The sequence below is a fragment of the Micromonospora sp. SD19 genome, assembly GCF_054462275.1.
This window is the reverse complement of sequence record NZ_JBTLMN010000005.1, coordinates 237,628-264,299: the sequence shown is the minus strand read 5'-3', so window position 1 is coordinate 264,299 and position 26,672 is coordinate 237,628. Positions and strand designations below refer to the sequence as shown.

Annotated in this window: 29 protein-coding genes; 8 read left to right on the top strand and 21 right to left on the bottom strand. The window is 70.5% G+C overall.

Going from position 1 to position 26,672, the window contains the following annotated elements:
• Positions 1 to 72: 72 nt before the first annotated feature.
• Genes ACX27O_RS19075 through ACX27O_RS19060 form a run of 4 tightly spaced genes read left to right on the top strand, consistent with a single transcriptional unit; the run spans position 73 to position 3,426 of the window.
• The gene (locus ACX27O_RS19075; RefSeq protein ID WP_051708302.1) at positions 73 to 873 is read left to right on the top strand and encodes an ABC transporter permease; all 801 of its coding nucleotides are present in this window, start codon (positions 73 to 75) and stop codon (positions 871 to 873) included.
• On the top strand, positions 870 to 1,694 hold the full coding sequence (locus tag ACX27O_RS19070) for an ABC transporter permease (protein ID WP_458939826.1): 825 nt from the start codon (positions 870 to 872) through the stop codon (positions 1,692 to 1,694). Before ACX27O_RS19075 ends, ACX27O_RS19070 begins: the two co-directional genes overlap by 4 nt.
• Complete coding sequence (locus ACX27O_RS19065) at positions 1,687 to 2,487, top strand: ABC transporter ATP-binding protein (RefSeq protein ID WP_030330711.1); 801 nt, start codon at positions 1,687 to 1,689, stop codon at positions 2,485 to 2,487. The genes ACX27O_RS19070 and ACX27O_RS19065 overlap by 8 nt, the downstream gene beginning before the upstream one ends.
• Positions 2,488 to 2,538: 51 nt before the next feature.
• Positions 2,539 to 3,426 (top strand): PaaX family transcriptional regulator, encoded by an 888-nt coding sequence (locus tag ACX27O_RS19060; protein WP_036411154.1) that lies wholly within the window; start codon positions 2,539 to 2,541, stop codon positions 3,424 to 3,426.
• On the opposite strand, the gene ACX27O_RS19055 is transcribed toward ACX27O_RS19060, so the two are convergent.
• The 11 genes from ACX27O_RS19055 to ACX27O_RS19005 form a co-directional block, all read right to left on the bottom strand.
• Complete coding sequence (locus ACX27O_RS19055) at positions 3,350 to 4,870, bottom strand: acyl-CoA synthetase (protein ID WP_358127366.1); 1,521 nt, start codon at positions 4,868 to 4,870, stop codon at positions 3,350 to 3,352. The two genes, ACX27O_RS19060 and ACX27O_RS19055, sit on opposite strands and share 77 nt — an antisense overlap.
• Positions 4,871 to 4,929: 59 nt before the next feature.
• Positions 4,930 to 5,382 (bottom strand): MaoC family dehydratase, encoded by a 453-nt coding sequence (locus ACX27O_RS19050; protein WP_210864516.1) that lies wholly within the window; start codon positions 5,380 to 5,382, stop codon positions 4,930 to 4,932.
• 17 nt (positions 5,383 to 5,399) lie between these two features.
• The gene (locus ACX27O_RS19045; protein ID WP_030330717.1) at positions 5,400 to 6,284 is read right to left on the bottom strand and encodes an amidohydrolase family protein; all 885 of its coding nucleotides are present in this window, start codon (positions 6,282 to 6,284) and stop codon (positions 5,400 to 5,402) included.
• Positions 6,285 to 6,320: 36 nt separating this feature from the next.
• Positions 6,321 to 7,247 (bottom strand): SDR family oxidoreductase, encoded by a 927-nt coding sequence (locus tag ACX27O_RS19040; protein WP_458939825.1) that lies wholly within the window; start codon positions 7,245 to 7,247, stop codon positions 6,321 to 6,323.
• Positions 7,248 to 7,360: 113 nt separating this feature from the next.
• A complete protein-coding gene (locus ACX27O_RS19035; protein WP_458939824.1) occupies positions 7,361 to 8,122 on the bottom strand; it encodes an IclR family transcriptional regulator in 762 nt (253 codons plus the stop codon).
• Between the two features lie 30 nt (positions 8,123 to 8,152).
• Entirely contained in the window at positions 8,153 to 9,106 is a 954-nt protein-coding gene (locus tag ACX27O_RS19030; RefSeq protein ID WP_307857729.1) for a PDR/VanB family oxidoreductase, read from the bottom strand.
• Positions 9,103 to 9,321, bottom strand: a complete 219-nt coding sequence (locus ACX27O_RS19025) for a hypothetical protein (protein WP_210857443.1) — start codon at positions 9,319 to 9,321, stop codon at positions 9,103 to 9,105. Before ACX27O_RS19025 ends, ACX27O_RS19030 begins: the two co-directional genes overlap by 4 nt.
• The gene (locus ACX27O_RS19020) at positions 9,318 to 10,361 is read right to left on the bottom strand and encodes an aromatic ring-hydroxylating dioxygenase subunit alpha (protein ID WP_210857444.1); all 1,044 of its coding nucleotides are present in this window, start codon (positions 10,359 to 10,361) and stop codon (positions 9,318 to 9,320) included. Before ACX27O_RS19020 ends, ACX27O_RS19025 begins: the two co-directional genes overlap by 4 nt.
• Before the next feature lie 162 nt (positions 10,362 to 10,523).
• Complete coding sequence (locus ACX27O_RS19015) at positions 10,524 to 11,180, bottom strand: 4-carboxy-4-hydroxy-2-oxoadipate aldolase/oxaloacetate decarboxylase (RefSeq protein ID WP_210857445.1); 657 nt, start codon at positions 11,178 to 11,180, stop codon at positions 10,524 to 10,526.
• Entirely contained in the window at positions 11,177 to 11,893 is a 717-nt protein-coding gene (locus ACX27O_RS19010; protein ID WP_210857446.1) for a PIG-L deacetylase family protein, read from the bottom strand. Before ACX27O_RS19010 ends, ACX27O_RS19015 begins: the two co-directional genes overlap by 4 nt.
• Positions 11,890 to 12,825, bottom strand: a complete 936-nt coding sequence (locus tag ACX27O_RS19005) for a DUF6282 family protein (RefSeq protein ID WP_210857447.1) — start codon at positions 12,823 to 12,825, stop codon at positions 11,890 to 11,892. The genes ACX27O_RS19010 and ACX27O_RS19005 overlap by 4 nt, the downstream gene beginning before the upstream one ends.
• Before the next feature lie 250 nt (positions 12,826 to 13,075).
• Here ACX27O_RS19005 and ACX27O_RS19000 point away from each other — a divergent pair, with 250 nt between their 5' ends.
• Both ACX27O_RS19000 and ACX27O_RS18995 read left to right on the top strand, forming a co-directional pair.
• The gene (locus ACX27O_RS19000) at positions 13,076 to 14,092 is read left to right on the top strand and encodes an ABC transporter substrate-binding protein (RefSeq protein ID WP_030330735.1); all 1,017 of its coding nucleotides are present in this window, start codon (positions 13,076 to 13,078) and stop codon (positions 14,090 to 14,092) included.
• 12 nt (positions 14,093 to 14,104) lie between these two features.
• Entirely contained in the window at positions 14,105 to 14,884 is a 780-nt protein-coding gene (locus tag ACX27O_RS18995; protein WP_051708303.1) for an ABC transporter permease, read from the top strand.
• Positions 14,885 to 15,031: 147 nt separating this feature from the next.
• On the opposite strand, the gene ACX27O_RS18990 is transcribed toward ACX27O_RS18995, so the two are convergent.
• The 3 genes from ACX27O_RS18990 to ACX27O_RS18980 form a co-directional block, all read right to left on the bottom strand.
• Complete coding sequence (locus ACX27O_RS18990; protein WP_030330739.1) at positions 15,032 to 15,364, bottom strand: TraR/DksA family transcriptional regulator; 333 nt, start codon at positions 15,362 to 15,364, stop codon at positions 15,032 to 15,034.
• Positions 15,365 to 15,429: 65 nt separating this feature from the next.
• A complete protein-coding gene (locus tag ACX27O_RS18985) occupies positions 15,430 to 15,639 on the bottom strand; it encodes a hypothetical protein (RefSeq protein ID WP_210864519.1) in 210 nt (69 codons plus the stop codon).
• Between the two features lie 39 nt (positions 15,640 to 15,678).
• Positions 15,679 to 16,044 carry a DNA polymerase ligase N-terminal domain-containing protein gene (locus tag ACX27O_RS18980; protein ID WP_030330741.1) on the bottom strand — a complete coding sequence of 122 codons (366 nt, stop codon included), beginning with the start codon at positions 16,042 to 16,044 and terminating at the stop codon, positions 15,679 to 15,681.
• Positions 16,045 to 16,187: 143 nt separating this feature from the next.
• Between ACX27O_RS18980 and ACX27O_RS18975 the strand changes: the two genes are divergently transcribed.
• Both ACX27O_RS18975 and ACX27O_RS18970 read left to right on the top strand, forming a co-directional pair.
• The gene (locus ACX27O_RS18975) at positions 16,188 to 16,808 is read left to right on the top strand and encodes a TetR/AcrR family transcriptional regulator (protein ID WP_210864520.1); all 621 of its coding nucleotides are present in this window, start codon (positions 16,188 to 16,190) and stop codon (positions 16,806 to 16,808) included.
• 174 nt (positions 16,809 to 16,982) lie between these two features.
• Complete coding sequence (locus tag ACX27O_RS18970; RefSeq protein ID WP_210864521.1) at positions 16,983 to 18,482, top strand: FAD-dependent oxidoreductase; 1,500 nt, start codon at positions 16,983 to 16,985, stop codon at positions 18,480 to 18,482.
• A 131-nt stretch (positions 18,483 to 18,613) separates the two neighbouring features.
• Here ACX27O_RS18970 and ACX27O_RS18965 read toward each other — a convergent pair whose 3' ends face one another.
• The 7 genes from ACX27O_RS18965 to ACX27O_RS18935 all read right to left on the bottom strand — a co-directional run bounded on the left by ACX27O_RS18965 (position 18,614) and on the right by ACX27O_RS18935 (position 26,479).
• Positions 18,614 to 19,732: a Gfo/Idh/MocA family protein gene (locus tag ACX27O_RS18965; RefSeq protein ID WP_210864522.1), complete on the bottom strand. Its 1,119-nt coding sequence runs from the start codon at positions 19,730 to 19,732 to the stop codon at positions 18,614 to 18,616.
• A complete protein-coding gene (locus tag ACX27O_RS18960) occupies positions 19,702 to 20,412 on the bottom strand; it encodes a ThuA domain-containing protein (RefSeq protein ID WP_210857452.1) in 711 nt (236 codons plus the stop codon). The genes ACX27O_RS18965 and ACX27O_RS18960 overlap by 31 nt, the downstream gene beginning before the upstream one ends.
• A gap of 272 nt (positions 20,413 to 20,684) precedes the next feature.
• The gene (locus ACX27O_RS18955; protein WP_030330749.1) at positions 20,685 to 21,056 is read right to left on the bottom strand and encodes a hypothetical protein; all 372 of its coding nucleotides are present in this window, start codon (positions 21,054 to 21,056) and stop codon (positions 20,685 to 20,687) included.
• Between the two features lie 246 nt (positions 21,057 to 21,302).
• On the bottom strand, positions 21,303 to 21,974 hold the full coding sequence (locus ACX27O_RS18950) for an acetoacetate decarboxylase family protein (protein ID WP_210864523.1): 672 nt from the start codon (positions 21,972 to 21,974) through the stop codon (positions 21,303 to 21,305).
• A 129-nt stretch (positions 21,975 to 22,103) separates the two neighbouring features.
• Positions 22,104 to 23,576: an RICIN domain-containing protein gene (locus ACX27O_RS18945; protein WP_307857731.1), complete on the bottom strand. Its 1,473-nt coding sequence runs from the start codon at positions 23,574 to 23,576 to the stop codon at positions 22,104 to 22,106.
• Between the two features lie 29 nt (positions 23,577 to 23,605).
• On the bottom strand, positions 23,606 to 25,045 hold the full coding sequence (locus tag ACX27O_RS18940; RefSeq protein WP_030330754.1) for a glycoside hydrolase family 43 protein: 1,440 nt from the start codon (positions 25,043 to 25,045) through the stop codon (positions 23,606 to 23,608).
• Between the two features lie 36 nt (positions 25,046 to 25,081).
• The gene (locus tag ACX27O_RS18935; RefSeq protein WP_210864524.1) at positions 25,082 to 26,479 is read right to left on the bottom strand and encodes a family 43 glycosylhydrolase; all 1,398 of its coding nucleotides are present in this window, start codon (positions 26,477 to 26,479) and stop codon (positions 25,082 to 25,084) included.
• Between the last annotated feature and the right edge of the window lie 193 nt (positions 26,480 to 26,672).

Genomic DNA, 26,672 nt, shown 5'->3' with positions numbered 1-26,672 from the left:
CCGGCGCGATCCCGCCCTCCCCGGCCCCGGTGCGGGGAGGGCCTCGCCGCACCGCCTGACGACGGGAGTGACATGCGCGTTCCCTCCACCCGACGACTGCGCGCGTTGCGCAGGGCGATGCTGGGCGTCGTCGGCCTGACCGGCTTCCTCCTCATCTGGCAACTGATCCCGACGTTGGGCCTGATCAACCCGTTGTATCTGCCGTACGTGACGGACGTGCTGGCGCGGCTGTTCGAGCAGCTCGTCGACCTCGCGTTCTGGCGGCGGCTGGGCAGCACCATGACGTCCTGGGCGATCGGCCTGACGGTGGCGACAATCGCCGCCGTCGTCCTCGGCACCGTCGTCGGGCTGGTGCCCTTCCTGCGGCGCGCGACCCACACGATGGTCGAGTTCCTGCGGCCGATCCCGTCGGTCGCCCTCATCCCGCTCGCCGTGCTGATGTTCGGCATCCAGCGGCAGGCGGCCCTCGTCATCATCATCTACGCGTCGTTCTGGCAGGTGTTCGTGCAGGTGATCTACGGTGTCGCCGACGTCGACGCGGTGGCCCGCGACACCGCCCGCAGTTTCGGCCTGACCCGGCGGGAGCAACTCTCGCACCTGGTCCTGCCGACCACCCTGCCGTACCTCATGACCGGGCTGCGGCTCGCGGCGGCGGTCGCGCTCATCCTCGCCATCACCGCGGAGATGGTGATCGGCAACCCCGGCCTCGGGCGCATGATCGAACTGTCCCGGTCCGCCGGCGACGCCCCCGGCCTGTACGCGCTGGTCGTGGTCACCGGCCTGCTCGGCCTCACGGTGAACATCGTCTTCCGGTTCGTCGAGCGTCGGGTGCTGTCGTGGCACCAGTCAGTACGAGGGGAGGAGCCGTTGTGACCGCGTACACCGGGCGGATCGCCGCCACGCGGCGTGGTCGGACGGTCGGCTCCCGGATCGCGGCGGGCCTCGCCTACCCGCTGGGGCTGCCGATTCTGCTCCTGGTGCTCTGGGGTGTGGTGGCGACGAGGGCGACGAGCACGTTCTTCCCCGACCCGCTGACGATCGCCGAGGCCTTCCGGCAAACCTGGGTCGGGCCGGCGTTCGTCGAGGACGTGCTGTCGAGCCTCACCCGCCTCGGCATCGGCATCGCCGCGTCGATCGTGGTCGGCATCGCCGCCGGCACCGTCATCGGCCTGACCCAGTGGTTGCGGGACCTCCTCGAACCGTTGCTGGAGTTCCTCCGGGCCATCCCGCCACCGGTGCTGATCCCGGTGGCCATGCTCCTGCTCGGGATCACGGACACCATGAAGGTGGTCGTGATCGTCTCCGGCGCGGTGTGGCCGATCCTGTTGAACACCATCGAGGGTGTCCGGGGCACTGACAGCGTCATGAAGGAGACCGCGAGATCGTTCCAGGTCTCCTGGTGGGAGCGGCTCTGGTTCCTGGTGCTCCCGGCCGCCAGCCCACGGATCATGGCCGGGGTCCGCCAGGCCCTCTCGGTGGCGCTGATCCTGATGGTCATCTCCGAGATGTTCGCCTCGTCGTCCGGCCTCGGCTACCGGATCGCCTACTTCCAGCGCAACTACCTGATCGCCGAGATGTGGAGCGGCATCCTCCTGCTCGGTCTCGTCGGCGTCTTCCTCGCCGTCGCTTTCGGTCTCGTCGAACGGCGCGTGCTGCGCTGGTACCACGGAATCAGGGAGGTCAACCGTGTCTGACCGGCGCACCCTGCTGCGGGTGGAGCACCTGCGGAAGGTCTACGAGTCCGCGACCGGCGACGTCGAGGCGATCGGGGACATCAGTTTCACGATGGACGCCGGTGAGCTCATCTGCGTCGTCGGGCCGTCCGGGTGCGGCAAGACCACCCTGCTGAAGTGCCTGGCCGGCCTGCTGCGGCCCACCAGCGGCGTGGTCGAGATGGACGGCGCGCCGGTGACCGGGCCCAGCCCGGCGATGGCCGTCGTGTTCCAGGAGTACGGACGCAGCCTCTACCCCTGGCTCACCGTGCGCGGCAACGTCGAGCTTCCGTTGCGGCACAAGAAGCTGACCCGCGCGGCCCGGAGCAGGCTGGTCGTCGACGCCCTTGAGGCGGTGGGCCTCGCGCACGCCGCACGCAGCCACCCGTGGCAGCTCTCCGGGGGGATGCAACAGCGGGTGGCGATCGCGCGGGCGATCGCCTACCAGCCCGACGTCCTGATCATGGATGAACCGTTCGCCGCGGTGGACGCGCAGACCCGGGCCGACCTGGAGGACCTGGTGCGGGAGCTGCACGCCAGCCGCAGCATCTCAGTTGTCTTCGTCACCCACGACATCGACGAGTCGGTGTATCTCGGTCAGCGGGTTCTAGTATTGTCCACGTCGCCGACCTGGGTCCAGGAGGACCTCGCGATCGACCTGCCGCCGGAGCGCGATCAGATCACGACCCGCGCCCTGCCCCGTTTCACGCAACTGCGGACGCACGTCTACGACCAGATCCAGCGGGCCAAGCGCGGGCAGGCGGTGGCCCCGTGATCCGCGCCGTGACCGACGGCCAGGTCAACGAGTTCGCCGAAGGGAAGGGCTGTGGGTAGTCGTCAGCCGAAGCAGTTGTTGCTCGCCTTCTTCGGCGAGCACGTCGTCGACGGTGACACCGGGCCGATCCGGGCGAGCGTCCTGATCACCGTGCTGGAGGGTGCGGACGTGGCCGCGCCGGCCACCCGCGCGACCCTCGACCGGCTCGTGCACAGCGGCATCCTCGCCCGTAGCCGCAGCGGCCGGGAGACGCTGTTCTCGCTGACCGAACACGGCGCGGCGGTGTTGCGCGAGGCGAAGGACCGCGTTCGCGGCCCCCGGCCGTTCGACCCGCAGGGCAGCGGCTGGACCCTGGTCACCTTCTCGATCCCGGAGGGGCAGCGGATGCTGCGGCACCGGCTGCGCTCCACCCTCACCTGGGAGGGCTTCGCGCCGATCCGCGACGGGCTCTGGCTCGCGCCCGGCGAGGTCGACCTCGCCGGGTCGTTGGAGCCGCTGCGCCAGGACCTCGCACCCAACACCGTGGTCGCCTTCCACGCCCGCGAACTCGCCGGGTTCCCGATCGGCGAGAGCGTACGCGCGGCGTGGGACATCGAGGCGATCCGGCGCGCCCACCTCGCCTTCATCGACGTGTGGGACGACCCGTCCGCGGCGACGCTGGCGCCGAGCGCCCTCACCGTACGGACGATGCTGGTGGCGGACTGGCTTGCGCTGCTGCGCGCCGATCCGAGGCTGCCCGCCGAGTTCATGGACGCGCAGTGGCCCGCCACCAGGTCGGTGGAGACCTACCGCCGGATGCACGAGAAGCTGGCCGGGGCGTCCGCGGCGGAGTTCGCCGACCTCGTCGCGGCCCGGCCCGCGGCTAGGCGCCGAATCGGGCCCGCAGATCGGCCTTCCGCACCTTCCCCGACGCCGTCCGCGGCAGCTCGTCCACGATGACGACGTTCTTCGGCAGCTTGTAGCGCGCGATCCTGCCGTCGAGGTGAGCCCGGATGGTGGCGGTGTCCACTGACGCGCCCTCCCGTACTGTCACTATCGCCCACGGCACCTCCCCCCAACGCTCGTCCGGTACGCCGATGACCGCCGCCGAGGTGACCCCATCGACCTCGGTGAGCAGTTGCTCGAGTTCGAGCGGGTAGATGTTCTCGCCCCCCGAAATGATCATGTCCTTGAGGCGGCCGGTGATGTAGAGGTAGCCGTCGGCGTCCAGGTGGCCGAGGTCGCCGGAGCGGAACCACCCGTCGGCGGTGAACGCCTCGGCGGTCGCCTCCGCGAGCCCGTGGTAGCCGGGGAAGACGTTGGGTCCGGCGACCTCGATCTCACCGACGACGCCGGTGGGCACCACCGCGCCGGCCGCGTCGGTGATCCGCACGTCGGTGAAGAAGTGCGGCAGGCCGACACTGCCCTGCTTGACGCGGGTCATCGCCGGCGGCAGCGCGGTGGCCCCCGGCGCGGCCTCGGTCATGCCGTAACCCTGCGAGAACGACAGACCCCGCGCCTCGTACGCGTTGAGGATCCTGGCCGGCACCGCCGAACCTCCGCAGGTGAGCTTCGTCAACGTCGACAGGTCGGTCGACGCCCAGGCGGGGTGGTCGGCCATCAGCTGGTAGGTGGTGGGTACGCCGCTGAGCATGGTGACCCCGTACCGCTCGATCTGCGCGAGCGCGCGCCCCGGCTCGAAGCCCTTCTCGATGACCATCGTGGCGCCCTTGAGGATCACCGGCAGGGCGCCCATCCCGAGCGAGGCGACGTGGAACAGCGGCGAGATCATGAGCGCGACGTCGGTGGAGACGACGTCGTAGTCGACCACGCAGTTGAGCGCCACCCAGGTGAGGTTGCCGTGGGTCAGCACCGCGCCCTTGGCCCGGCCGGTCGTGCCCGAGGTGTAGACGATCGCCGCCGGATCCTCGTGGGTGGTGTCGGCATGGTCGGTGAGGCCGGCGGCCGCCCGGGTCAGGTACGCCAGCCCGGGTCGGTCCGCGGTGCCGTCGCCGTTGACGATGACGTACGGGGTCCGGGCGGCCGACACGGCGGCGGCCACCGGCACCGCGAAATCCGGGTCGTGGATCAGCACCCGCGCGCCGCAGTCGGCGAGGACGTAGGCGATCTCGGGGACGGCGAGCCGCGTGTTGATCGGCACGAAGACGGCACCGACCTGGGCCGCCGCGAACATCACCTCGAGCAGTTCGGGGCTGTTCTCGCCCAGGTAGGCGACGGGGTCGCCCTTGCCGACGCCCCGCTCCCGCAGCACCGCCGAGATCCGGTCCGTGGCGTCGGCGAACTGTCCGTAGGTCAGCGGCGAACGGTCGTGGATGATCGCGATCTGGTCCGGGGACTTGAGCCGGCGCTTGGCCACCCAGGCGCCGATTCCGTGCTGCTGCATCATCATTCTCCCGGGGGTGGAGGTGGTGTGCTCGCCCGGCTCGACGGTCGCCCCCGGGCTCAGGCGTAGAAGCGGTACAGCCCTCGCGCGACGACCGCCGGCTTGCTCCCGCCCGCGATCTCGATCGTCTGGTCGACAGTGAGCTGGTAGCCGCCGGGAACCTCGACCACCTCGGCGACGGTGGCCCGCATCCGCACCCGCGCCCCGACCACCACCGGTGCGGGGAAACGCACCTTGTCGAGGCCGTAGTTCACCTTCGTGGTCACACCCTTGACCTCGAGCAACTCGGTCCAGAAGGGCACCGCCAGCGAGAGGGTGAGGAAGCCGTGCGCGATCGGCGCGCCGAACGGGCCGGTCTTCGCGCGTTCCGGGTCGACGTGGATCCACTGGTGGTCGTCGGTCGCGTCGGCGAAGAGGTCCACCTGGTCCTGGGTGACGGTGCGGTAGCCGGTGTGACCGAGGTCGGTGCCGGCGAGGTCGCCGAGCCGGTCGTAGGTGATTGTCGTCGTCATCGCATGTCCTCTCGTCGTCACCGGGCGGCAAGGCCCAGCAGTCGGGCCGCGTTGTCCTTCAGGATGCCCGGGAGCACGTCCGGCTTGAGGTCGGTGCTCTGCACGTCGCGCAGCCACCGGTCGGGGGTGAGCATCGGGTAGTCGGTGCCGAAGAGCACCCGTCGTTTCAGAAGCGAGTTCGCGTAGCGCACCAACTCGGCCGGGAAGTACTTCGGGCTCCAGCCGGACAGGTCGATCCAGGTGTTGTGCTTGTGCGTGGCCACCGACAACGCCTCGTCCTGCCAGGGCACCGACGGGTGCGCCATGATGATCTGCAGGTCGGGGAAGTCGGCGGCGATCGGGTCGAGCAGCATCGGATTCGACAGGCCGAGCCGCAGACCGTGACCGCCCGGCGTACCCGCGCCGATGCCGGTCTGCCCGGTGTGGAAGAGCGCCGGGACCCCCGCCCGCTCCAGCAGGCCCCACAGTGGCGCGTACTCGTCGTGGCGGGGATCGAAGCCCTGCACCGTGGGGTGGAACTTGAAGCCCCGGACCCCCTCCTCCCGGATCAGCCGGTCGGCGAGCTCGACTGCCGCTCCCCCGGTGCGCGGGTCGACCGACCCGAACGGGATGAGCACGTCGGCGTGCTCGGCCGCCGCGCGGGCGATGGCGGTGCTCGACAGCGGCTGGTGCTTCAGTTGCGTACGCGCGTCCACTGTGAAGACGACGGCCACCATCCGCCGCTCGCGGTAGTACTGTGCCACCGCGTCGACAGCGGGCCGTGGGCCGTCCGTCTTGAAGTACGCCGACGCCGCCGCCACGAGCGGCTCGGGCAGTGAGGTGTGCCCGTGGTCGTCGACCTCGATGTGCACGTGCATGTCGATCGCCGTGACGTCGTCGAGGTCGATCGCGGACTGGTACATCGGGCCACCCTCCGTCGGCGGGGCTGTTCGGGCCGGTCAGGACGTCGGGGGCTCGAACTCCTCGGGGAGTTTCGGGAAGCGTTCACCGACGCTCTGCGCGGCACCCGCGAACGTCGTCGGCCAGGCCTGCACGAGCGCGTCGTACGTCCAGCCGCCCTCGCGGTGCGCGGTCAGCGCGGCCTCGGGGTGGGTCCAGATCTGCAGGCGGTCGCCGCCGACCCCGATCACCTGCCCGGTCACCGAGGCCGCCGCGTCGGAGCCGAGGAACGCGACGAGCCCGGCCGCGTCGTCCGCCGTGCCGAACCCCAGCTCGTGCCGGAAGAACGCGGGCATCGGCTCGCCGTTCGCCTCGGCCCGCACCGCCGCGGCGAAGTAGGGGACGGTGGCGGTCATCGTTGTCGCCGCGACCGGTACGACGGCGTTGGCGGTGATGCCGGCCCGCTGGAGTTCGAGCGCCCAGGTACGGACCATGCCGACGATGCCCGCCTTGGCGGCGGCGTAGTTGGTCTGGCCGAAGGTGCCGCGCTGCCCGGTGGGTGACCCGACGCAGATGATCCGCCCGCCCTCGCCGGCCTGCCGCATGTTCCGCACCGCCTCACGCACAGTGGTGAACGTGCCACGCAGGTGCACGTTGATGACGGTGTCGAAGTCGTCGTCGCTCATCTTCCACAGCACCGTGTCGCGCAGCACGCCGGCGTTGGTGACGAGGATGTCCAGCCGACCGAAGCGCTCGACGGCCGTGCTGACGAGTTCCTTCGCGGTCTCGGTCGGGCCGACCGGTGCGACCACCGCGACGGCCCGGCCGCCGGACGCCTCGATCGCCGCCACGGCCTCGGCGGTGGCCTCGGCGTCGACGTCGTTGACCACGACCGAGGCGCCGCGGCGCGCCAACTCCTGCGCGTAGGCGAGGCCGAGACCCCGCCCGGCGCCGGTGACGATGGCGACTTTGCCGTCCAGTGCCATGAGGTGCTCCCTTTCGTCGATGCCGATCCGCGCACGAAGGTGGGGAGTAACACGCGCACCGGCAACGTAATGCAGAATTTGACCGGGCGTCAACGATTTGCAGTCTGTCTACATCAGACGGCAGGGCCGGTGGCGTTGTTCAGCGCCCGGGAGACCACCCGGCCGGCGGCCTGTACCAGCGGGGCCAGCGCCACCGGGTCGGCCCGGTCGTGGGCGACCACCAGTGAGATCGCCGCCACCACACCCTCCGGTACGCGGATCGGCGCGGCCACCGACAGGGCGTCCATGGTGACCTGACGGTCGCTGACCGCGTACCCGACCCGGCGCACCTCGGCGAGGCAGCCGCGCAGCCGCCGAGGGTCGGTGATGGTCAGTTCGGTGTACCGCTCCAGCGGCGCGGCCAGCACCTGCTCCTGCACCTCGGCGGGCGCGTGGGCGAGCAGGACCAACCCGACCCCGGTGGCGTGCAACGCGAAGCGACCCCCCACCCGGGTGAGCACGGGCACCGCGTGCCGCCCGGCGATCCGTTCGATGAAGACGAGTTCGAGGCCCTGCCGCACGGCCAACTGGACGTTCTCGTGGGTCACCTCGTACAGGTCCTCCATCACCGGCAGGGCCAGCTCCCGCAGCCCCAGGCCCCGCGGAGCGAGCGAACCCACCTCCCACAGCCGCAGACCGATCCGGTACCGGCCGTCGTCGCCGCGCTCCAGCGCCCCCCACGCGACCAGCTCCGCGGCCCGCCGGTACACGGTGGGCAGTGGCATCCCGGTGCGCCGCGCCAACTCGCTCAGGGTCAACGCCGGAGTAGCCGGGCTGAACGCGTCGAGCAGCGCCAGCACCTTGCTCGTCACCGACCGCCCCGGCTCTGCGCGCACCCCGTCATCATCCCCGCCCACGCCGGGCGCTCACAGCTCCAGCACGAGTCGGGGCGTACGGGCCCGGGACACGCAGATCATCATGGTGTCGCCAGCGGCCCGCTCTTGCGCGGTGAGCAGGCTGTCGCGATGCTCCGGCACGCCGGCGAGCACCGGGGTCTCGCAGGTACCGCAGGTGCCCTCCCGGCAGGACGAGAGGACCTGCACGCCGGCCTCCTCCACCGCCCGCAGGATCGGCGTGCCCGGCGGCACCGTCACCGTCCGCCCGGAGAGCGCGAGTTCGACCTCGATCGTGGTGTCCGGCGCGCCGGTGTCGCCCCGCGCGGTGAACCGCTCGACGTGCAGGCAGCCGGGAGGCCAACCGCGGCACAGCTCCTCCACCGCGGTGATCAGTGGTTCCGGCCCACAGCAGTAGACGAGCCCGGTGCCGGGCCGGCCCAGCAACCCGGCCAGGTCAAGCAACCCGGTCTCGTCCTGCGGGTGCAGGCTCACCCGGTCGCCGTACTTCTCCCGCAGGGTGGTGGCGAAGGCCATGGTGGCGCGGGTGCGTCCCCCGTACACCAGCCGCCAGTCCGCGCCCGCGGCGTCGGCGGCGGCGACCATCGGCGCGAGGGGGGTGATGCCGATGCCACCGGCGACGAAGAGGTACCGCCGCGCCGGGACCAGGGGGAAGGTGTTGCGGGGTCCGCTCACCCGGACGGTCGCGCCGACGGTGAGCCGCTCGTGCACCAGCCGGGAGCCGCCGCGTCCGTCCGGGTCGCGCCGCACCGCGATCCGCAGCACGGACCGGTCCGCCGGGTCGCCACAGAGGGAGTACTGACGGGCCAGTCCGCCGCCCAACTCCAGGTCGATGTGCGCGCCGGGCGTCCACTCGGGCAGCTCACCGCCGTCGGCACGACACAGGCGCAGCGCCACCACGTCGGCGGCCACCTGATCGCGTCCGGCGACCACCAGTTCCACTCCGGTCAGCGCGTCCACTGTCACCCGCGCATCGCCAGCCGCCTCGGCGGGCCGGGCACCGGCACGGCCAGGCCCTGGTGGCCCTGCGGGTGGGCGAGCAGCCACTCCCACAACTCGACCGGTTCCTCGGCGAGGCGCTCGGCACCACAGTGGCAGATCCCGCGCAGGGTGTCGGTGCCGGGCACCCAGTGGATCCGGTAGACCCGCTCCCCGGTGAGCGTGCCGGCCCGGGACGTCACCGCGCCGCTCCCACCGTCCCCGACCCGACCATCCGGGCCAGCAGCCGCCGGGCGGCCAGGCCACCGGTGTCGATGTTGATGCTCAACTCCTGGTACCGGTCCGGTTCGGTCACGAGCACCTGCTCCAGGATGTTGAGCGCGGTCACGTCCTGCATGACCACCGTGTGGTTGCTGTGGTGCAGGTACTCACTGACCGACTCGTCGTCGATGGCGAAGTCGCGCGCCACCGCCCAGAAGTCATAGGTGGTGTGCTCCGTCGACGGGGTGATGGCGTACACGATCTCGGCGTGGAACGCCTCGCTGTCCTCGCCCTCGGCGGGCGGATAGACACCCTGCGGCGCGATGCGGCTGTGCAGGAGGTAGAGGCAGGGCGGGTGGTATTCGATGTCCTGCCACCGGGTGATCCGGCCCTGGATCCCGGTCGAGCGCGCGTAGAACGGCGGGCACTCGGCGTCGTCCATGTGCCGGCTGACGTAGACGATCGCCCGGTCCTCGTCCACCTCGGTGGTGATCGGGGTGTTCGCCACCTCCGGCGTGCCGATGTAGCCGCCGTGCAGGTAGGTCTCGTGGGACAGGTCCAGGAGGTTGTCCACCAGCAGGCTGTACCGCGCGTTCAGCGGCGCCATGCCCCGCACCACCGCGTAGCGCGGGTCGGCGAGCCAGGGTGCGCGGGGAATCGCGGCCGGGTCGGCCCGGTCCAGGTCGCCGATCCAGACCCAGATGAAGGAGTCCTGTTCCACCACCGGGAACGAGGTCACCCGCGCGGTACGCGGGATGCGCTGTTGACCGGGTACGAAGACGCACGCACCGCTCGGGTCGTAGGTGAAGCCGTGGTAGCCGCAGACGATCGTGTCGCCGTCGAGCCGGCTCTCCGAGAGCGGGAAGCGCCGGTGCACGCACCGGTCGGCGAGCGCCACCGCCTTCCCGGCACCGGTGCGGTACAGCACCAACGGCTCACCGAGCACCGTGCGGGCGAGCAGGCCGCGCCCCACCTCACTGCCGTAGGCCGCCACATACCACTGGTTACGCGCGAATGCCATCAGACCGGACCTCCATGCGCACGGACGTCGATGGAGTCGCAGCATCGCGTGTGGTGCCCACGGTGGGGACTGGCGCTTTCACTGGGTGAAAGCCGAAGCGCTCAGCCCTCGCCGGACTTCTGCAACTGCCGCTGCTCGGCGCCCGACGATCGGCGCTCCTGCTCACCCGGCGGCCTCGTCCTGCGCCCGCATTCCGTGTAGGTCGTAGCTGAACTCACCGGCATCCAGCCGGGCCCGCAGCCGCGTCTCCTTCTCGATCCGACTCCGCGTCGCGGCGGCCACCTCGGCCGCACTCTCCCGCGCTACGACCACGGCACCGTCGGCGTCGAGCACCACCACGTCTCCCGGGTTGACGGTCGTCCCACCCAGGTGGACCGCGACGTCGAGCGAGCCCCGCGCCCGCTTGGTCGCGCCTCGGACCCGTTGCCATCGGGCCCAGATCGGCAGCCCGAGTTCCCGGAGCTCATCCACGTCGCGTACCGCCGCGTCCACCAGCAGGCCCGCCGCGCCAGCGACCTTGGCCTGGCTGGCCAGCAGCTCACCGATCAGGGCTACCGGGGCGGGCTCGGGCATGGTGAGCACGAGCACGTCGCCGGGGCGCACCAGCGTCATCGCCTCGTGCACGGCCCGGTTGTCGTCCTGACCGCAGCGGACGGTCCGGGCCACACCGGCGACCCGAGTGCCCGGAACGATCTGGACAAGGTCGACGTCGAGCAGGCCAGACCTGCCGGCAGCCTCGTAGACGGTCGCCACCCCGCCGGCAGCCAATGTCTCGATCACACCCGGTCCGACGACCGCCACGTCACGAAACTCGCTCACAGAGCCCCCACCACGTTCGGGATCAATCGCTGGAACGCCTCGGCCTGCCGAATGCCGGGGTCGCCGGTCACCCGGCGGGCGTGGTTACCACGCTGATCGGCCCGCTGCGTGTAGTAGTCGCGCAGGTAGCCCTGGGCGCCCATCGACGCCATCGCCTCCTGCTTGGCCGCCATCACATCGGTGATGTCGACGAAGACGGTGGGGACGAACCCACAAAGCTCGGGCTGGTGCGGTTCGAAGACCAGGAACTCCGAGGGCGGGGCGGTCCGGAAGCCGCTGGACACCCCGGCTCCCGCGGTGAGCTGCCGGGCGGTCGCCACTGCGGTGTGCGCCACCGGGTGATCCGGGTTGAAGGGATCGCGGTCCGGGTGGGTGACCACCACGTGCGGCGCGTACTCCCGCATCAGCGCGGCCAGGCGGTCGATGTCCTCGTCCCTGATCCGCAACGGGTAGTCGCCGAGATCGAACGTCTCCAGGCGGGCGCCGACCATGGCGGCAGCGCGCTCCGCCTCCGCGTGCCGCAGCCGCTTGACGTTCTCCACCGTCTGGTTCGGGTCTTTCCAGAGCTCGCCGGACTCGCCCCGTTCTCCGTAGGAGAGTGCCAGCACGACAGCCTCACCACCCGCCATTGTGTGTTTGGCGACCGCCCCCGCGGCCCGCCAGACGAAGTCGGCCGAGTGGGCACCCACCACAAGCAGTCGCCGCGCGCTCATGCTGGCACCGTCGCCTTGGGCATCGCCAGACGACGGGAGTTGACCACAGCCATGACGTGAATCTCCTCATCGGTGAAGCCGGCGTCGAGCAGGCGGTCGGCGAAGAGCGCCAGACCGTCCTCGACCGGCGGGTTGAAGGGTTGCCCGAGGTCGCTGGAGAGGACGGAGTGCGCCGTGCCGACCGCCCGGATGGTGGCGAACAGCTCCAGCCAGGCGACCTTGCCCGAGTGCGGGGTGGTGAAGCAGCGTTCCAACAGGGCACCCGCCTCGGCCAACTCCCGCTGCTGCTCGGCCGGCAGCCGCTGGGACGTGAACTCGGGATGGGTGACCACGATCCGGCGTACGCCCTCTTCGCGGGCGGCCCGGACGACGGCGACGATCTCGTCGCCACTCAGGTGTCCGGTGGCGAGTGTGATGTCGTGCCGGGCTATCACCCGCAGCACCTGGCGTACCCGCTCGAGAACGCGCCCTTCGTCGTCGACGACCTCGACCGGCTCCGGCACGATGCCCTGGCTGTGCAGATCGGCTTGGAACGCCCCCCACATCGCCGGCGTGGCACCCGGCAGGTCGGCGGCGGTGTTACGCCGCTGGTTTCCGGAGTCCACCGTCGGCATCCAGACGATGCGCGCGCCCTGCCGTGCCGCGACCTCAACGGCGACCGGGTTGATGCCGCCCATGGCGCCGTTGAGAGTGATCGCGCCGAGCGTGTCGACGCCGGGGACCACTTTGCGGACGACGGCCGCCCGCTCGGCCGTGGCCACGTAATGGGACTTGAGGACGAAACCGGCGAGCCCGACCTCGGCACACCGGTACGCCAGATCGACATCGTCGATCCGCCGCGCCATGACGTCAGGGGCCACGTGGACGTGCGTGTCGTAGGCACCGCGGACCAGGGCGCGGGCCCGGGCGGACGGGGCAGGGTGGTCAGACATCGTGCTCCTTCGAAGGTTCTCGCGGCTTTCCCGGACCGACTGTCCATTGTTGACAGCCCTGTAACTGCAGAAATGACTCCTTCGCAGAGCCCAGGGAAAGGAATCCGTGAACCGGTCCGGTGACAGTCATAGCGATCATCATCTACGATCATTCATCGGGAAGAGCAATGTGGACAGCCCCGGCCCGTGCGGTCTTTGTCGGCATGGCGCGCCGGCGCCTTCTCCGAGACTCTGAAGCTGGAGGCAGCACATGGTCAAGCGCTCTCGCGCCCTGGTAGTGACGTTGCTCGCCGCGGCCCTTGGCGTGACCGGTTGCAGCGGTTCCGATGACGCCAGTGGCGACCCGACCGGCGAGGAGACCGACAGGGTCGCCTACATCACCGCCTTCGGCGCTGTAGGTCGGGACGCGTTCGCCTGGGTGGCGAAGGAGAAGGGCTACTTCGCCGAGGCCGGCATTGAAGTCGACATCAAAGAGGGCGCTGGCAATCAGCAGAACCTGACGGCCCTCAAGTCCGGTCAGGTCCAGTTCGGTGCGCTCGACTTCACCGGTGCCGTGATTCAGGCGGGTAAGGGCGAGTTCACTGACTGGCGGGCCATCGCCGCCGTGCACCAACAGACGCTGATCTCGGTGATGACCACCGCGGACACCAACATCACCACCCCGAAGGACCTGCAGGGCAAGACGATGGCGACCGGCGCCGGGTCGGTGACCGAGCTGCTCTTCCCGGCCTACGCCCGGCTGGCCGGGTTCGACCCGAAGACGGTGAAGATCGAGGGCGTCCAGGCCACGGCGCTCAATGGACTCATGGCCAGCCGGAAGGTCGACGCGCTGGGTACCTTCCTGCTCAGCCGCAACGCGCTACAGGCCGCCTCCAAGAAGGAGGTGGTGGTGCTGCCCTACAGCGACTATCTGCGGGACCTTTTCGGCAACGCGATCATCACCACTCCCTCGCTCATCGAAAAAGACCCCGACCTGGTGCAGCGATTCACCGACGCGGTGCTCAAGGGGCTCCAGTACAGCATCGAGCACCCGGACGAGGCCGCGGCGATCCTCAACAAGGTGAAGCCCACCTATGCCGTGGCGGCGGGCAAGGGCGAGATCGAGGCGATGTCCCCGCACGTTCGCCCCGCGTCAGGCGCCCCGATCGGCTTCATGGATGAGAAGCAGGTGGCCCAGACAATCACCGTCCTACAGGGCGCCGACCTGATTCCGCCCGGCTTGACCCCGGAGGAGATCGTCGACCTGAGGTTCGTGAAGAAGTCCTGACGGAAGATCATCGTGCCTGACCGCCTCCCGCTGTCACAACGCTGGCCCCACGTCGGGCTGCCCGCGCTCGGTGCGGTGCTGGCGATCGCGCTCTGGTGGCTGGCCACCTGGGCCTTCGACATCGAGCCGTTCTTCCTGCCGGCACCCCCGGACGTGGTCGACGCGTTCGTCCGGCTCCCTGGCTACCTTGCAGAGCAGACGATGGTCACCTTCCTGGAGACCGTCATCGGGTTCGGGATCGCGGCCGTGGGTGGGCTCCTGCTCGCCGTCATGCTCGCCGCCTCCCGGACGGTCGAGCGGATGGCCCTCCCCATGATCGCCGGAATCAACGCGGTGCCGAAGGTGGCGCTCGCACCGCTGCTCCTGGTCTGGATCGGGTTCGGCTACGAAACCAAAGTCGTGATGGTTGTGCTGCTCTGCTTCTTTCCGATCCTGGTCTCGACCATGGCTGGGCTGACTTCGACCCCGAACGAACTCGGCGAACTCGCCCGATCCCTCTCCGCCTCGTGGTGGCAGACCTTCGTGAAGGTACGACTCCCGTGGGCCCTCCCGCAGGTCTTCGTCGGACTGAAGGTCGCGACCTCGCTGGCCATCATCGGCGCGACCATCGGCGAGGTGATCAACCCCGAGGCCGGCCTCGGCTCGGTGATCGCCAGTTCCGGCCAGTCCGCCGACACTCCACTCGCGTTCGCGGCGCTGACCCTGCTCGCGCTGATGGGCGCGCTGCTCTTCTACCTGATGGCCGGCCTCGAACGCCTCCTCGCCCCGTGGGCACGGGCGATCTCGTCGTAGTGGCGCGTTGTCAGGCTCTGTGGCGTTCGTAGCGGCTGCTTTGGCACCGGGACCGAGATGCCGCGCGGTGCGCGGGATGACGGTCGTGGCTCTCTCGCACGGGATGGTGTGGCTGCCGTGCCGGCGGCGCGGCAGCCACACCGGGCCTCACCTGTTCTGCTTCTCCTGGCACGGCACGCAGAAGCGGGCGTGCGGGAGAATCTCGAGCCGCTCGGTCGGGATGCTCCGGTGGCACCTCTGGCAGGCACCGTAGGTGCCGTCGCTGATGCGGCTCAGCGCACCGGTGATCTGCTCGATGGTCTGACGGGTGGCGGCCAGCAGCGCGGCCTGGTTGTGGGCCTCGCCCGGGTCGCCGGTGTCGGCGTTGAGCTCGGTCAGTTCCCGCAGCCGGGCCGTCTGGGCGGCGAAGTCGTCCGTCAGGGACGCTCGCATGTCGGCGAGCCAGGTCTGATCGATGGTGCGAGGATGATCGACACTCATGGTCTGCCCCTTCAAAGGGAAATGGACGGGAAAACAAAAAGGGCCGAAGCTTGGATAGCTTCGCCCTAGCGGTCGTTCTGGGTGTGCAACGACTGCGCGGGTGGGCCTCGGCCGGTTCGCACCGGGCTCGACATCCTGTCGGCGAGCGCGGCGTGCGGCGTGCGGACAACCGGCACCCGCATGTCGGCCTTGCGGCGTGTGACCGTCGGCACGCGGACAGCACCGCTCACCGCCACCATGGTGGCGGCGGGCGAGCGGAAGGTCACCGACGGCATGCCCCCACCATAGATTGGTGTCTGCGGTAAAGCCAACGTCTACGGCGATGCCTCAAGATCGTCCGGAGGCTGCTGCTTCGTCAGGTGGAGCAGCCACCCCTCGCCGGTGCGGATCAACGCGTATCGCCGGCTGCCGGTGCGGCCGTGCAGGGTGAACAGCATCCGGCGGTCGGTGCGATCGTGCTCCTCCCAGGTGCCGATGTCGGCGATCGACTTGTCGACGTCCTCGTAGGTGAGGTGATCGAGGTCGTGGTCGGGCACGGCGATCGCGAGCCGGTTGTCGCCGGGGTTGTCCGGCAGACCGCGGGGCACCGCCCACGAGCGCAGCACGCCGTCCTCCTCGAGCCGCAGGTCGAAGTGCGGTCGCGGTTTGCGGTGGTCGTGCAGGACGAAGGCGGGTGCCACTGCCCCATTCTCGGCGCCGGACGGCCGTCCCGCCGGCCGACGCGAGCACCTCGCGGGCCCCGGGTGAGCGGAACGCCTGCGGTTCAGGAATTTTGCGTGGCACGCATATTTGCGTGACACGCAACTAGTGCTAACGTGGTGGCATGACGGGGCTGCGGGAACGCAAGAAGGCCGAGACACGGGCGGCGCTTGGCTGGGCGGCGATCCACCTCACCGCGGAGCGCGGCTACGACAACGTCCGCGTCGAGGACATCGCCGAGGCGGTCGGCGTCTCCCCACGCACCTTCAACAACTACTTCTCCAGCAAGGCCGAGGCGATCGCCTCGCGTCACCTCGACCGCAGCCTGCGCACCGCCGCCGCGCTGCGGGAACGTCCCGCCGACGAGCCGCTCTGGGTTGCGCTCACCCAGGCCGCGCTGGAGCAGTTCACCCGCGGCCCCGAGGTCGAGGCGATGCCCTCCCCCGACCACGCGCAGTGGGTCGCCGGTGTCCGCACCATGCTCGCCGAGCCCGCGCTGCAGGGCGAACGGCTGCGCGCCACAGCGCTCGCCGAGGCCGAGCTTGCCGCCGCGGTCGCCGAGCGAACCGCCACCGACCTCGCCACCGACATGTATCCGCGGCTCGTCGCGGCCGCCGCCAGCGCAGCCGTCGCCGTTGCCATGCAGCACTATCTGGACAGCGCCGACCCACCCACCCCGATCGAACGCCTCATCACCGACGCCTTCACCCAGGTCGCCGCCGGCCTCCCTGCCCCGTCGCACTGAGCTGCCCCGTCGCACTGAGCTCCCCCGTCGCACTGAGCTCCCCCGTCGCACTGAGCCGCCCGTCGTCCAGGGCCCCACCTCACCCACGCCACAAGCCGCGTCACACCCCGCGGCGGGCCGGCCACGTGCCGAGCCTGCCGTGGTGATGACGCGCACCCCGAAGGGATCATCGTCATGATCGATGTCGTCATCGTCGGGGCCGGCCCCAACGGCCTCATGCTCGCCTGTGAACTGGCCCTCGCCGGCGTGCGCCCCGTCGTCCTCGAACGCCACGCCGCGCCCACCGGCGAAGCTCGCGCCAACGGCCTCGTGGGCCAGGTCGTCCGCCTGCTCGACCGGCGCGGCCTCTACGCGCGGCTCAGCGGTGAGAGCACCCCGCCGGTCCCCCAACCCGCCTTCACCTTCGGCGCGTTCCCGTTGGACCTCACGGTGCTCGCGGAGAACCCGCACTACGTGCTCGGGGTGCCGCAGGCCCAGCTCGAGGCCGCCCTCGCCGCCCGGGCCGTCGAACTCGGCGTCGACCTGCGCCGCGGCCACGAGGTCGTCGACCTCCACCAACGCCCCGACGGGGTCGATGTCGACCTCGCCGACGGTACGCGGCTCAGCTGCCGTTTCCTCGTCGGCGCCGACGGCGGCCGCAGCGCGGTACGCCGTCTGGCCGGCATCGACTTTCCCGGGGTCACCAACGACCGGTCGGTCTCCCGCACCGCCACGGTGACCGTCCCCGCGTCATCAGTCGACCCCCAGACGGGCGGTCTGCGCGTCCCCGGCTACGGCGTCGTCCCACCGTTTCAGCACACCCGCACCGCCCGTGGCCTGATCGCCTGGGCCCCGTTCCCCGGCCGCCCGGCGATCCTGAGCACGACGGAGTGGCCCGACACACCGACGGACGACGAGACCCCGATGGACCTGGCGGAGCTGCGGGCCAGCGTCGCCCGGGTGCTCGGCGCCGACATTCCCCTCGACGCGCCTGACGGCCCCGGCCTGCTGCGACGGTTGACCGGCCGCAACACCCGCATCGCCGCCCGCTACCGCGCCGGCCGGGTGTTGCTGGTCGGTGACGCCGCGCACGTACACCCCGCGATCGGCGGCCCCGGCCTCAACCTCGGCCTGCAGGACGCGGTCAACCTGGGTTGGAAACTCGCCGCCACCGTGCGCGGCTGGGCGCCGCAGGTCCTGCTCGACACGTACGAGACGGAGCGTCGCCCCGTCGCCGAACGGGTCGTGATGTCCACTCAGGCGCAGTCGGCGCTCATCGGCCCCGGCGACGAGATCACCGGCCTGCGGGAACTCTTCGCCGAACTGCTGCGCAAGCCGGAGGTGACCGGGCACATCGCCGCGCTGATGTCCGGCGCGGACATCCACTACCCCGCCGACCCCGCCGACCCGTTGGCCGGTCGTTGCGCCCCCGACGTGATCGTGCACGGCGACCACGGGCCGATGCGCCTCGCGGAGCTGACCCGCACCGCCCGGCCACTGCTGCTGGACTCCACCGGCGCCTACGCGGACGTCGCCGCGCCCTGGCGGGACCGCGTCGACGTGGTCACCGGGCAACTGGAGGGCACGACCGCCGCCGCGTTGCTCGTGCGCCCCGACTGCTTCATCGCCTGGTCCGCCGGGAACGTCGACACGCTGCGCGCCGCGCTGGCCCACCACTTCGGCAACGCACGATGACCACCGGGCACGGCCACCAGCGCACCCTGCCGGCCCGCGCCGACCCGGCTGAGCCCGCGCCGACCCGGCCGGGCGCATGCCGACCGCCTCGGCTTCGGCCGTCGCCGCTCGTGCCCCTGCCGGGCTCCCGTTCAGTGTCCGTACGCGTGGTGCGCCTTCCACTGCTCGACCGGAGTGAGCGGAACCGCAGCGGGCCGCTCCGGCATCGTGGTCAGCTCGATCCGCTGGCCTTCCGCCGCCGACCGGAGCAGGCTGGTCATCGTTTCGAGGACGTGCAGCGCGACGTCGCCGCCAGCGCGCGGCGGACGCTGATCGTCGGCCCTGACCAGGTCGATCAGACCGATGCCCCGGGACCCGTCGGCGTAACCGGCCCGTGGTTCCAGAGCGCGCCATTCGGTGTCGCCGAGGGCGAAGAGGCGGACCTCGCCGTCGAAGTAGTTCGGGTCGGGCACGGCGAGCGTGCCCGCCTCCCCGTGCACCTCGATCGGTGCGGCCGTCGTCTGGACGCCGTCGAAGCTCGTCGTGATCGTGGAGAGCGCACCGTTGACGTGTTCGAGCACGCCGGTGAGGTGGGTGTCCACCCCGACCGGGATCCGCTGGCCGGCGCGCGGGCCCGAGCCGATGACGCGCTCGGCGCGCAGGCGGCTGGCGGCTCCGGTCACCGCGCGGACCGGCCCGAGCAGGTGGATGAGCGCCGAGACGTAGTACGGCCCCATGTCCAGCATCGGGCCGCCACCCGGGGCGTAGTAGAAGTCGGGGTTGGGGTGCCAGCGTTCGTGCCCCGGGGTGACCATGACGGCCGACGCGGACATCGGGCGCCCGATCAGCCCGGCGTCGATCGCCGCCCGTGCCGTCTGCGTGCCGGTGCCGAGGACGGTGTCCGGCGCGCACCCGACGCGGACGCCGGCCGACGCGGCCCGCTCGATGGTCGAGCGCCCGTCCGGGAAGGTCACGGCGAGCGGCTTCTCGACGTACACGTTCTTGCCCGCCTCGATCGTGCCCAGCGAGATGTCGGCGTGCGCTGCGGGGATGGTCAGGTTGAGCACCGTCTGCACGTCCGGGCGGGCCAGCAGACGCTCGACGCTCATCGCCTCGGCGCCGGGGATGGCGGCGGCGACCGCGGCCGACCGGGCGGCGTCGAGATCGGCCACCGCGACGATGCTCACCTCGGGGTGGTCCGCGAGTGTGTCCAGGTAGACGTGGGAGATGACCCCGAGACCTACGACGCCGACGCGGTGCGGGTCGCCCACAGCATCCCCCTCTCGATGACGGTACGAACGCTCGGGTGCTCCAGCACGTCCAGGCTGTGCCCCGGGGTCGTCACGACGACGCGCCCGGCACCCCAGAGCCGGGTCCAGATCGCGGGCGAGGTGACCGGCCGGTGCCATGGATGCCAGGCCTGGGTCGGGTGGGTGGTCTCGGCCAGTACGTCGATGAGGTCGTCGTGCAGCACCCAGTACTGCTCGGTGACGAGGTCGAAGTCCTCGATCCCCGCGGTGATCGGGTGTTCCCGGCCGAGGTCGGTGACGCGCACCGTGTGCGGCAGGAAGTTGTCCTCCGGGCCGCCGTGACGTTCACACGGCTCCAGGCCCGGATGGGTGGCGAACTGGCCGCCCACCAGGTGCAGGTATTCCGCTGACGCGCGGAACGAGTCCACGATGCCGCCGTGCCAGCCGGTGAAGCCCGTGCCGGCGACGACCGCCGCGCTGAGACCCGCCACCTGCTCCGCGGTGATCTGCGACATCGTCATGCACTGCACGACGAGGTCGGTCTCGGCCATCGCGGCGGCATCGGCGTAGACCTCCGTCGACTCCTCGACCCGCACGGCATAGCCGCTGCGTTCGAGGAAGGGGAGGAACAACTCGGTCGCCTTGACCGGTTGGTGCCCCTCCCACCCGCCGCGAACCACCAGTGCCCTCTGCTGCGTCACTCTCGCTCCCTCCCGCGGTCCGTCACCACCGGGCTGGCCGCTCCCGCCCCGGCGGCGCACCGCCGATGCCCGTGCGCGTCGAGCACCTCACCGTACCCGTGGTCGCCGACAAACCGCCGTCCGTCGGCCTTCGAATTCCACTGTGCACGGTCTGCATACGCGGGCCACCGGCGACATGGGTACGGGACCGGCACAGAGGTGCCGGTCCCGCCGGATTGGACCGCCACGGCGTTGCCGGGACGTCACGTGCTCACGACCCGGCAGCGGGGCGGTCAGCTGAAGTAGGCCCAGCTGGAGCAGGCCGTGAAGTCATAGCCGTCGACGTAGTAGTTGGTGCAGGCACGGAATGCCCTGATCTTGCTGCCCGGGTCCTTCGATGCGCTCTGGCCCCGGCCGACCTGCAGCGAGCCGCTGCCGCCGTTCGTCAACTGGTACTCGACCGTGCCACCGGTCGCCTCGCGCTCCTTGCCGGAGTACACCCACACCCAGGCGGTCCCGCTTCCCGGGTTGTTGTCTGCCTGCGCCTGCGTCTGGTGGTGCGAGATCGAGGCTGCCGCGAAGGCCGGCTGCGCCATCGTGACGGTGAGGGCGGCGGCCACGGCCGTGGCAACACCCACCCTCTTGACCAGCGCACTCTTGCTCATGTTCTTGACCCTCCCTGTTGGCGCCAGAGCGCCCCGTCGTCATCGGATCGCCACCCGGCCCACAACCGATCTTGATGTGGGCCGCGTGGATCATGGCATCGCGACCCACTCCGGATCGTGAATGGCAACAGGCCAGGCAGTGAACGGTCGGGCGGGCCGGTGTCACGCCCGAGCCGGGGTCCGGCAACGCGCAGGCGGTACCGGACGACGCAGGGCGGGCCGTGCGGGACGAGCGAGGCGACGGGGTCAGTCGAGCGCCGACTCGCCGCCCGGATAGGCGAACGACGCGCGCGGTGAGTAGAAGCCCCAGACGATCTCCAGCGGGTCGGCCGGGCGCAGCGCGTACACCGGGTGGTCGGGTTCGAGGAACTCCAGCGACTCGACGGCGAACGGGTCGACCGGCTCCGCCACGAACGGGTAGTTGCCGCTGAGCAGCCGGCCGTCCAGCCGGGTGAGGTAGCGCAGCTGGCCCCGGTTGACGGCGTCGCCGGTACGCCCGACGCGAGCCGTCGTCCTGATCACGGGTACGCCGTCCGCCTCGGTGGTGGCGACCAGCCGATGCCCGCGTACCTCGATGGTGGTCTTGCCCGGGGTCGCCGGCACACCCCGCGCGGCGGCGTACGCCCGCACGTCGGGGCTGGAGTTGACGTAGTGCGTCCACCAGCGACCGGGCGTGACCCCGTCGGGAGCGTCGACCCCGGCGAGGTCCGGCCCGATGTACGTCAGGGAGTACGCGCCGAAGCCGGAGGTCTGCCCGGCCTCGTCGACGACGTACTGGTTCATGAAGACCTGGCGGTTCGGTGCCGGCGTGAGCCCGTCAGGCACCAGGGCGGCCACCGCGTCGGGGTCGGCCGGCAGCCAACCGAAGTAGATCATTCTGCTGTTCACGACGAGCTGCGGAGCGACGAGTTCGGTCATCAGGGTCCTTCCGCCGGGCAGCGTTCCGTAGCCGCGACGCTACGGAGCCGCCCGACGCCCGGACAACGACGGATTGCCGACATGGAACCGGTCCGCGGCGCGGACCGGTCCGCACTGTCCGGACGACCGTCAGACGGTGGTACGCGACCATTGCTGGTTCGCGCCGGTGTTGCACGTGTACTGCTTGAGGACCACCCCGTCCGCTGTCGACGCGGCCGGTACGTCCACGCACTTGTTGCTGTGTCGTGCCCGCAGTTGGAAGTAACCGCCGTTGGTGACCAGCTGGAACTGCTGGTTGGTGCCGCCGCCGCAGGTGTACTGGATGAGTTCGGCGCCGTCGGCGGTCGACGCGCCCACCACATCGAGGCACTTTCCGCTGTGCCGGCTGATGACGCGCCAGTAGCCGCTGCCGGCATCCTGGAACTGCCACTGCTGCCACGCGTTGCCGCCGTACGTGTACTGGCCGACGCGCGCGCCGTTGTCGGTGTTGGGTTGCTGGACGTCCATGGCCTTGCCGCTGTGCCGCGCGGTGATCCGGTAGAACGTTCCCGTCGCCGGCGGAGGCGTGGTGGGGCCGCCGCCGATGGTGTCGCCCCACGCGTACCGGATCTGGTCCGCGCCGGAGGTGTTGCGGATGCTCAGGTTGAGGTCGGTGCCGCTGCCGCTGAGGGCGAACATCGAGTACCAGTCGTAGCCGATGGTGCCGGGCTTGCCGCCGAGCGCCGGCCAGTAGGTGCCACCCATCTGGTTGTCCCGCATGACCTGCGCCATGGCGCGGATGTGGCGCACGAAGTTGTCGGTGCTTCCCGCGTCGGCGTAGTTGCGGCCGTCGTTCATGGGTGCGCCGAACTCGGTCGCGACCGCACGGGAGGCGCAGTTGCCCAGGCGGGTCTGGATGTGGCTGCGGAACGCGTCGTAGGTCATCGCGCCGTAGAAGAAGGCGTAGTGGTGGAAGGACAGCAGGGTCGAGGTGAAGCGGCTGTCGTTGCAGATGTCGCGCAGGTCCTGGCTGAAGCCGGTGCCGCCGATCAGCACCCGGCTGGGCACCGCCGAATAGTGGTAGCTGAGCCAGTTCGCCGCCACGGTGCGCCACTCGGCAGAGCTGTATCCGTGCGGTTCGTTCATCGGCTCGAAGTAGACGTTGGTGTTCGAGCCGTACGTGTTCGTGACGGTGGACCACATCGCGTTCCAGGCGGCGAGGTTCGTGATCCTGCCGCCGGAGGCCGCGCCGTCCTCCCAGTAGGCGAGGATGACTTTGAATCCACGGGCGGTGGCGGCGTCGATGGCACCTCGGTACGCCTCCCACCACGCCGTCCCCACCGTGTGGGTGTTGATGGGCAGCCGGACGGTGTTGACGCCCATGGCGGACGCCATGTCGTCGTAGAGGGCGTTGGCCTTGGCCCGCACCGTCGCGTTGCTGTCGGACGAGCTCAGGCCCTGCACGACCAGCGGCCCGGTGCTGAAGTTGTCACCCAGAACCGCCCAGTTCATGCCTCGGAACTGGTTGGTGGCCGCGGTGGCCGGCGATGACGCGACCACGACGCCGACCAGCACGGTCAGCGCGGCCAGCAGGGCGGACAACACCCGTCGATGTGGTGCCACAGTCGAAACTCCTTGAACAGGGACCAGGGTCAGCTGGTCACGCGGAAGGTGGCGTCGGCGCGGCTCTGCGCGTCGGTGACCGGGTCGAGCCGCAGCAGGTAGGCGTAGTGCCGGAGGTAGCGGTCCGGGTGGCTGTAGGACTGGAACGACGTCCACGAGGAGTTGGCCAGGCCGGCGACCTGGCGGAAGGTGGCGTCGGCGGCGAAGGCGGCACTGCCGTCGTTGGCTTCCAACCGGAAGTCGAACCCGTAGTGGCGCAGGTAGTAGCCCGGGTAGTTGACCGACTGGATGGCGACCGTGCCGGAGCCGACCAGGCCGGGCACCAGCCGCCACTGGCCGTCCTGCGCCGGGCTGACGTTCGGGTCGATGCGGACGTCGTAGTCGTAGTGCCGCACGTACCGATCCTGGAAGTTGTACGACTGGATCCGGTTGACAGCGGTGGCGGGCCAGCGGGCGAGCACCCGGCTCTGTTCCGCGGCGGTCAGGTTCAGAATCGAACCGTGCCGCTTCTTGGTGCCGCCCATGGCGTACGAGCCGGACGCCGGCAGTCGGTAGCTGCCCGGACTCGACGGGTCGGTGGTCAGCACCGGCAGGTAGCCGCGTCCGCTGGCGTACTGGTCGAGGTAGAGCACCCACTCGTTGCGGCTGTTCACCTTCATCCACATCGGGCCCTCGACCTGTGCGCCGGTCAGCCCGATGCCGGAGAGGTTCCCGAGGGCGGTCCAGGTGCCGAGGATGGAGTTGCTGCCTTCGATGGCGATCTGGCCGTCGCGGGAGGCCCGGACGTAGCGGTAGCCGCCGACGCCGGCCGGCACCTCGACGATCTGGGTGTCGATGATCTCTTGGTTCCCGGGCCGGTTGATGTAGACCTGCGGTGTGGTGACGCTGCGGAAGTTGGCCGTACGCGCGTAGTAGATGCGGTGCTTGGTCGCGCCGTTGAGCGGGACATTCGTCGCCCAGTAGAGGACGTAGTCGCCGGTGGCCGGGTTCCAGATCGCCTCCGGGGCCCAGGCGTTGCGTCCGTCCGGAATCGCACCGGCGACGTTCAGCAGCCACGGCGTCGACCAGTTGACCAGGTCGGTGGACTCCCACACGACGAGGTTGCGGCTGCCGTTGTTGATCGCCGTCGACCAGTCCTGACCACAGCCGATACACAGGTCGGTGGCGATGATCCAGTAGCGGTCGCCGGCCGGCGAGCGGACCAGGGCCGGGTCCCGCACGCCCCGGGTGCCGACGGTGGACCGCAGCACGAGCCCGCCGTTGTTGAGGTCGGTCCAGCGCAGGCCGTCGGTGCTGTGGGCGAGGTAGATCTGCTGGTCGGTCGAGGACTCACCGGTGAAGTGCGCCATCAGGTAGCCGACGGTCGGGTCGAGCGCTGCCGCCTCCTTCGGTGTCGCCGCTGACCAGGTGGTGAACAGCAGGCTCGCGGCCACCGCGACCGCGCAGAGCCGGGCGAGGACTCTCGACATGTGTCTTTCTCCTTCGCGCAGGGGCGTACGGGTCAGCTAGAGGGTCGGCAGGACAGGCCGGACGGTGCCGTCGGCGTTGAACTCCATCCGGTCGATGGCGGTCTCCCGGTTGGTGCCGTTGCCGGCCGGCACGGCGAAGCGGTGGTAGGCGATGTACCAGGTGTCGGTGCCGGGTGCCCGGACCACGGAGTGGTGGCCGGTGCCCTTGACGCCGGCCTCGAGCCGTTTCTGCAGCACCACGCCGCGCCTGGTCCAGGGCCCCAGCGGTGCGGGGCCGGTGGCGTACGCGACCCGGTAGTCCTCGCTGCGGGTGTCGTTCTCCGACCACATGAAGTAATAGAGCCCGTTGCGCTTGAACACGAACGGCGCCTCGTTGTAGCCCGACGGCGTGATGACCCGCGCCTGCGCTGCGTCGAAGGAGGTCATGTCGGGGTTCAGCCGCACCGCCCGCGCGACGCCCTGGCCCCAGTACAGGTAGGACTGCCCGTCGTCGTCGGTGAACACCATCGGGTCGATCGCCTGCCCGCCCGAGAACTGGTCGCTGCGGACAAGCGGTCGGCCCAGCGCGTCACGGAACGGCCCGGTGGGGCTGTCGGCCACCGCCACGCCCAGTTGTTTGGCGGTGTTGCCGCTGGCCGCGCCGCCACTGAAGTACAGGTAGTAGCGGCCGTTGGCGGTGGCCACCGCGGGCGCCCAGGCCGAGTTGTCCGCCCAGGACACGTCCGGACCGTGGTCGAGGATCACGCCGTGGTCGGTCCAGTTGACCAGGTCGGTGGAGGAGAACGCCTTGTAGTAGGTGCCGGCCCAGCTCGCGTAGCCGTCGGTGGTCGGGTACAGGTAGTAGCGGCCGTTGAAGACGGCGAGGTGCGGGTCGGCGAAGAGGCCCGGGATCACCGGGCCCCTGGTCGTTCTGGGCGCCCACGGCGCGACGAGGCGGAAGGAGCTGTCCGCCCGGAACGCGGCAGTGTCCTGGTAGGCGTCGAGCCAGAGGGCGAAGTCGCGGTGCCGGATCCGCCGGGTCGGATAGTTGTACGAGACGAGCGCCGCCGATCCGCTGACCGAGCCGTCCGTCGCGCAGAAGGTGGCGTCGGCCCGGAACGTCGCGTCGCCGGTGTTCGGGTCGACCCGGAGCCGGTAGTCGCGGTGCCGCAGGAACATGCCCGTCCTGGTCTGGAACGAGTAGCAGGTCGGCGACGCCAGACCGTTGACCACGGTGAAGGTGGCGTCCAGCTTCACCTGGTTGGCGCTGCTGGAGCTCACCGGGTCGAGCTGACCGAGATAGTCGATGTGCCGCACGTACCGTCCGGCTTGGTTCACGGCCTCCAGCGAGACGGTGCCGGTCGGCAGGGTGGCGGCATGCGCCGGTCCGTCGGCCACCACCACGACAGCCGCCGCGGCCACTGTGGACAGCACGAGGAGGGCACGCAGCCGCATGCTCGATGCTCCCGACAGGGACCCTGCCATCCGTCGTGGAACCACGGGCACGACCCCTCTCCGCAAGATCATCTATGTTAGCGTTAACAACATCAGGCCGTGTCCAGGTTCGGACTTTTGAAGGCTTCAGCGGTGGGGTGACGTGCCCGGACGGGACACCACTGGGGCGCACGCCGCCACGACACAATGTGTT

Bases quoted from the DNA above. Each gene is read 5' to 3' on its own strand.
- ACX27O_RS19040 (WP_458939825.1), bottom strand. From the start codon at position 7,247: ATGGCACTGGACGGCAAAGTCGCCATCGTCACCGGCGCCGGGCGGGGT.
- ACX27O_RS18955 (WP_030330749.1), bottom strand. From the start codon at position 21,056: ATGAGCAAGAGTGCGCTGGTCAAGAGGGTGGGTGTTGCCACGGCCGTG.
- ACX27O_RS19000 (WP_030330735.1), top strand. From the start codon at position 13,076: ATGGTCAAGCGCTCTCGCGCCCTGGTAGTGACGTTGCTCGCCGCGGCC.
- ACX27O_RS18940 (WP_030330754.1), bottom strand. From the start codon at position 25,045: ATGTCGAGAGTCCTCGCCCGGCTCTGCGCGGTCGCGGTGGCCGCGAGC.
- ACX27O_RS19020 (WP_210857444.1), bottom strand. From the start codon at position 10,361: ATGGCATTCGCGCGTAACCAGTGGTATGTGGCGGCCTACGGCAGTGAG.
- ACX27O_RS18970 (WP_210864521.1), top strand. From the start codon at position 16,983: ATGATCGATGTCGTCATCGTCGGGGCCGGCCCCAACGGCCTCATGCTC.
- ACX27O_RS18990 (WP_030330739.1), bottom strand. From the start codon at position 15,364: ATGAGTGTCGATCATCCTCGCACCATCGATCAGACCTGGCTCGCCGAC.
- ACX27O_RS19010 (WP_210857446.1), bottom strand. From the start codon at position 11,893: ATGAGCGCGCGGCGACTGCTTGTGGTGGGTGCCCACTCGGCCGACTTC.
- ACX27O_RS18950 (WP_210864523.1), bottom strand. From the start codon at position 21,974: ATGACCGAACTCGTCGCTCCGCAGCTCGTCGTGAACAGCAGAATGATC.
- ACX27O_RS18975 (WP_210864520.1), top strand. From the start codon at position 16,188: ATGACGGGGCTGCGGGAACGCAAGAAGGCCGAGACACGGGCGGCGCTT.
- ACX27O_RS19005 (WP_210857447.1), bottom strand. From the start codon at position 12,825: ATGTCTGACCACCCTGCCCCGTCCGCCCGGGCCCGCGCCCTGGTCCGC.
- ACX27O_RS19050 (WP_210864516.1), bottom strand. From the start codon at position 5,382: ATGACGACGACAATCACCTACGACCGGCTCGGCGACCTCGCCGGCACC.
- ACX27O_RS18985 (WP_210864519.1), bottom strand. From the start codon at position 15,639: ATGCCGTCGGTGACCTTCCGCTCGCCCGCCGCCACCATGGTGGCGGTG.
- ACX27O_RS19075 (WP_051708302.1), top strand. From the start codon at position 73: ATGCGCGTTCCCTCCACCCGACGACTGCGCGCGTTGCGCAGGGCGATG.
- ACX27O_RS18935 (WP_210864524.1), bottom strand. From the start codon at position 26,479: ATGCGGCTGCGTGCCCTCCTCGTGCTGTCCACAGTGGCCGCGGCGGCT.
- ACX27O_RS19045 (WP_030330717.1), bottom strand. From the start codon at position 6,284: ATGTACCAGTCCGCGATCGACCTCGACGACGTCACGGCGATCGACATG.
- ACX27O_RS19055 (WP_358127366.1), bottom strand. From the start codon at position 4,870: ATGCAGCAGCACGGAATCGGCGCCTGGGTGGCCAAGCGCCGGCTCAAG.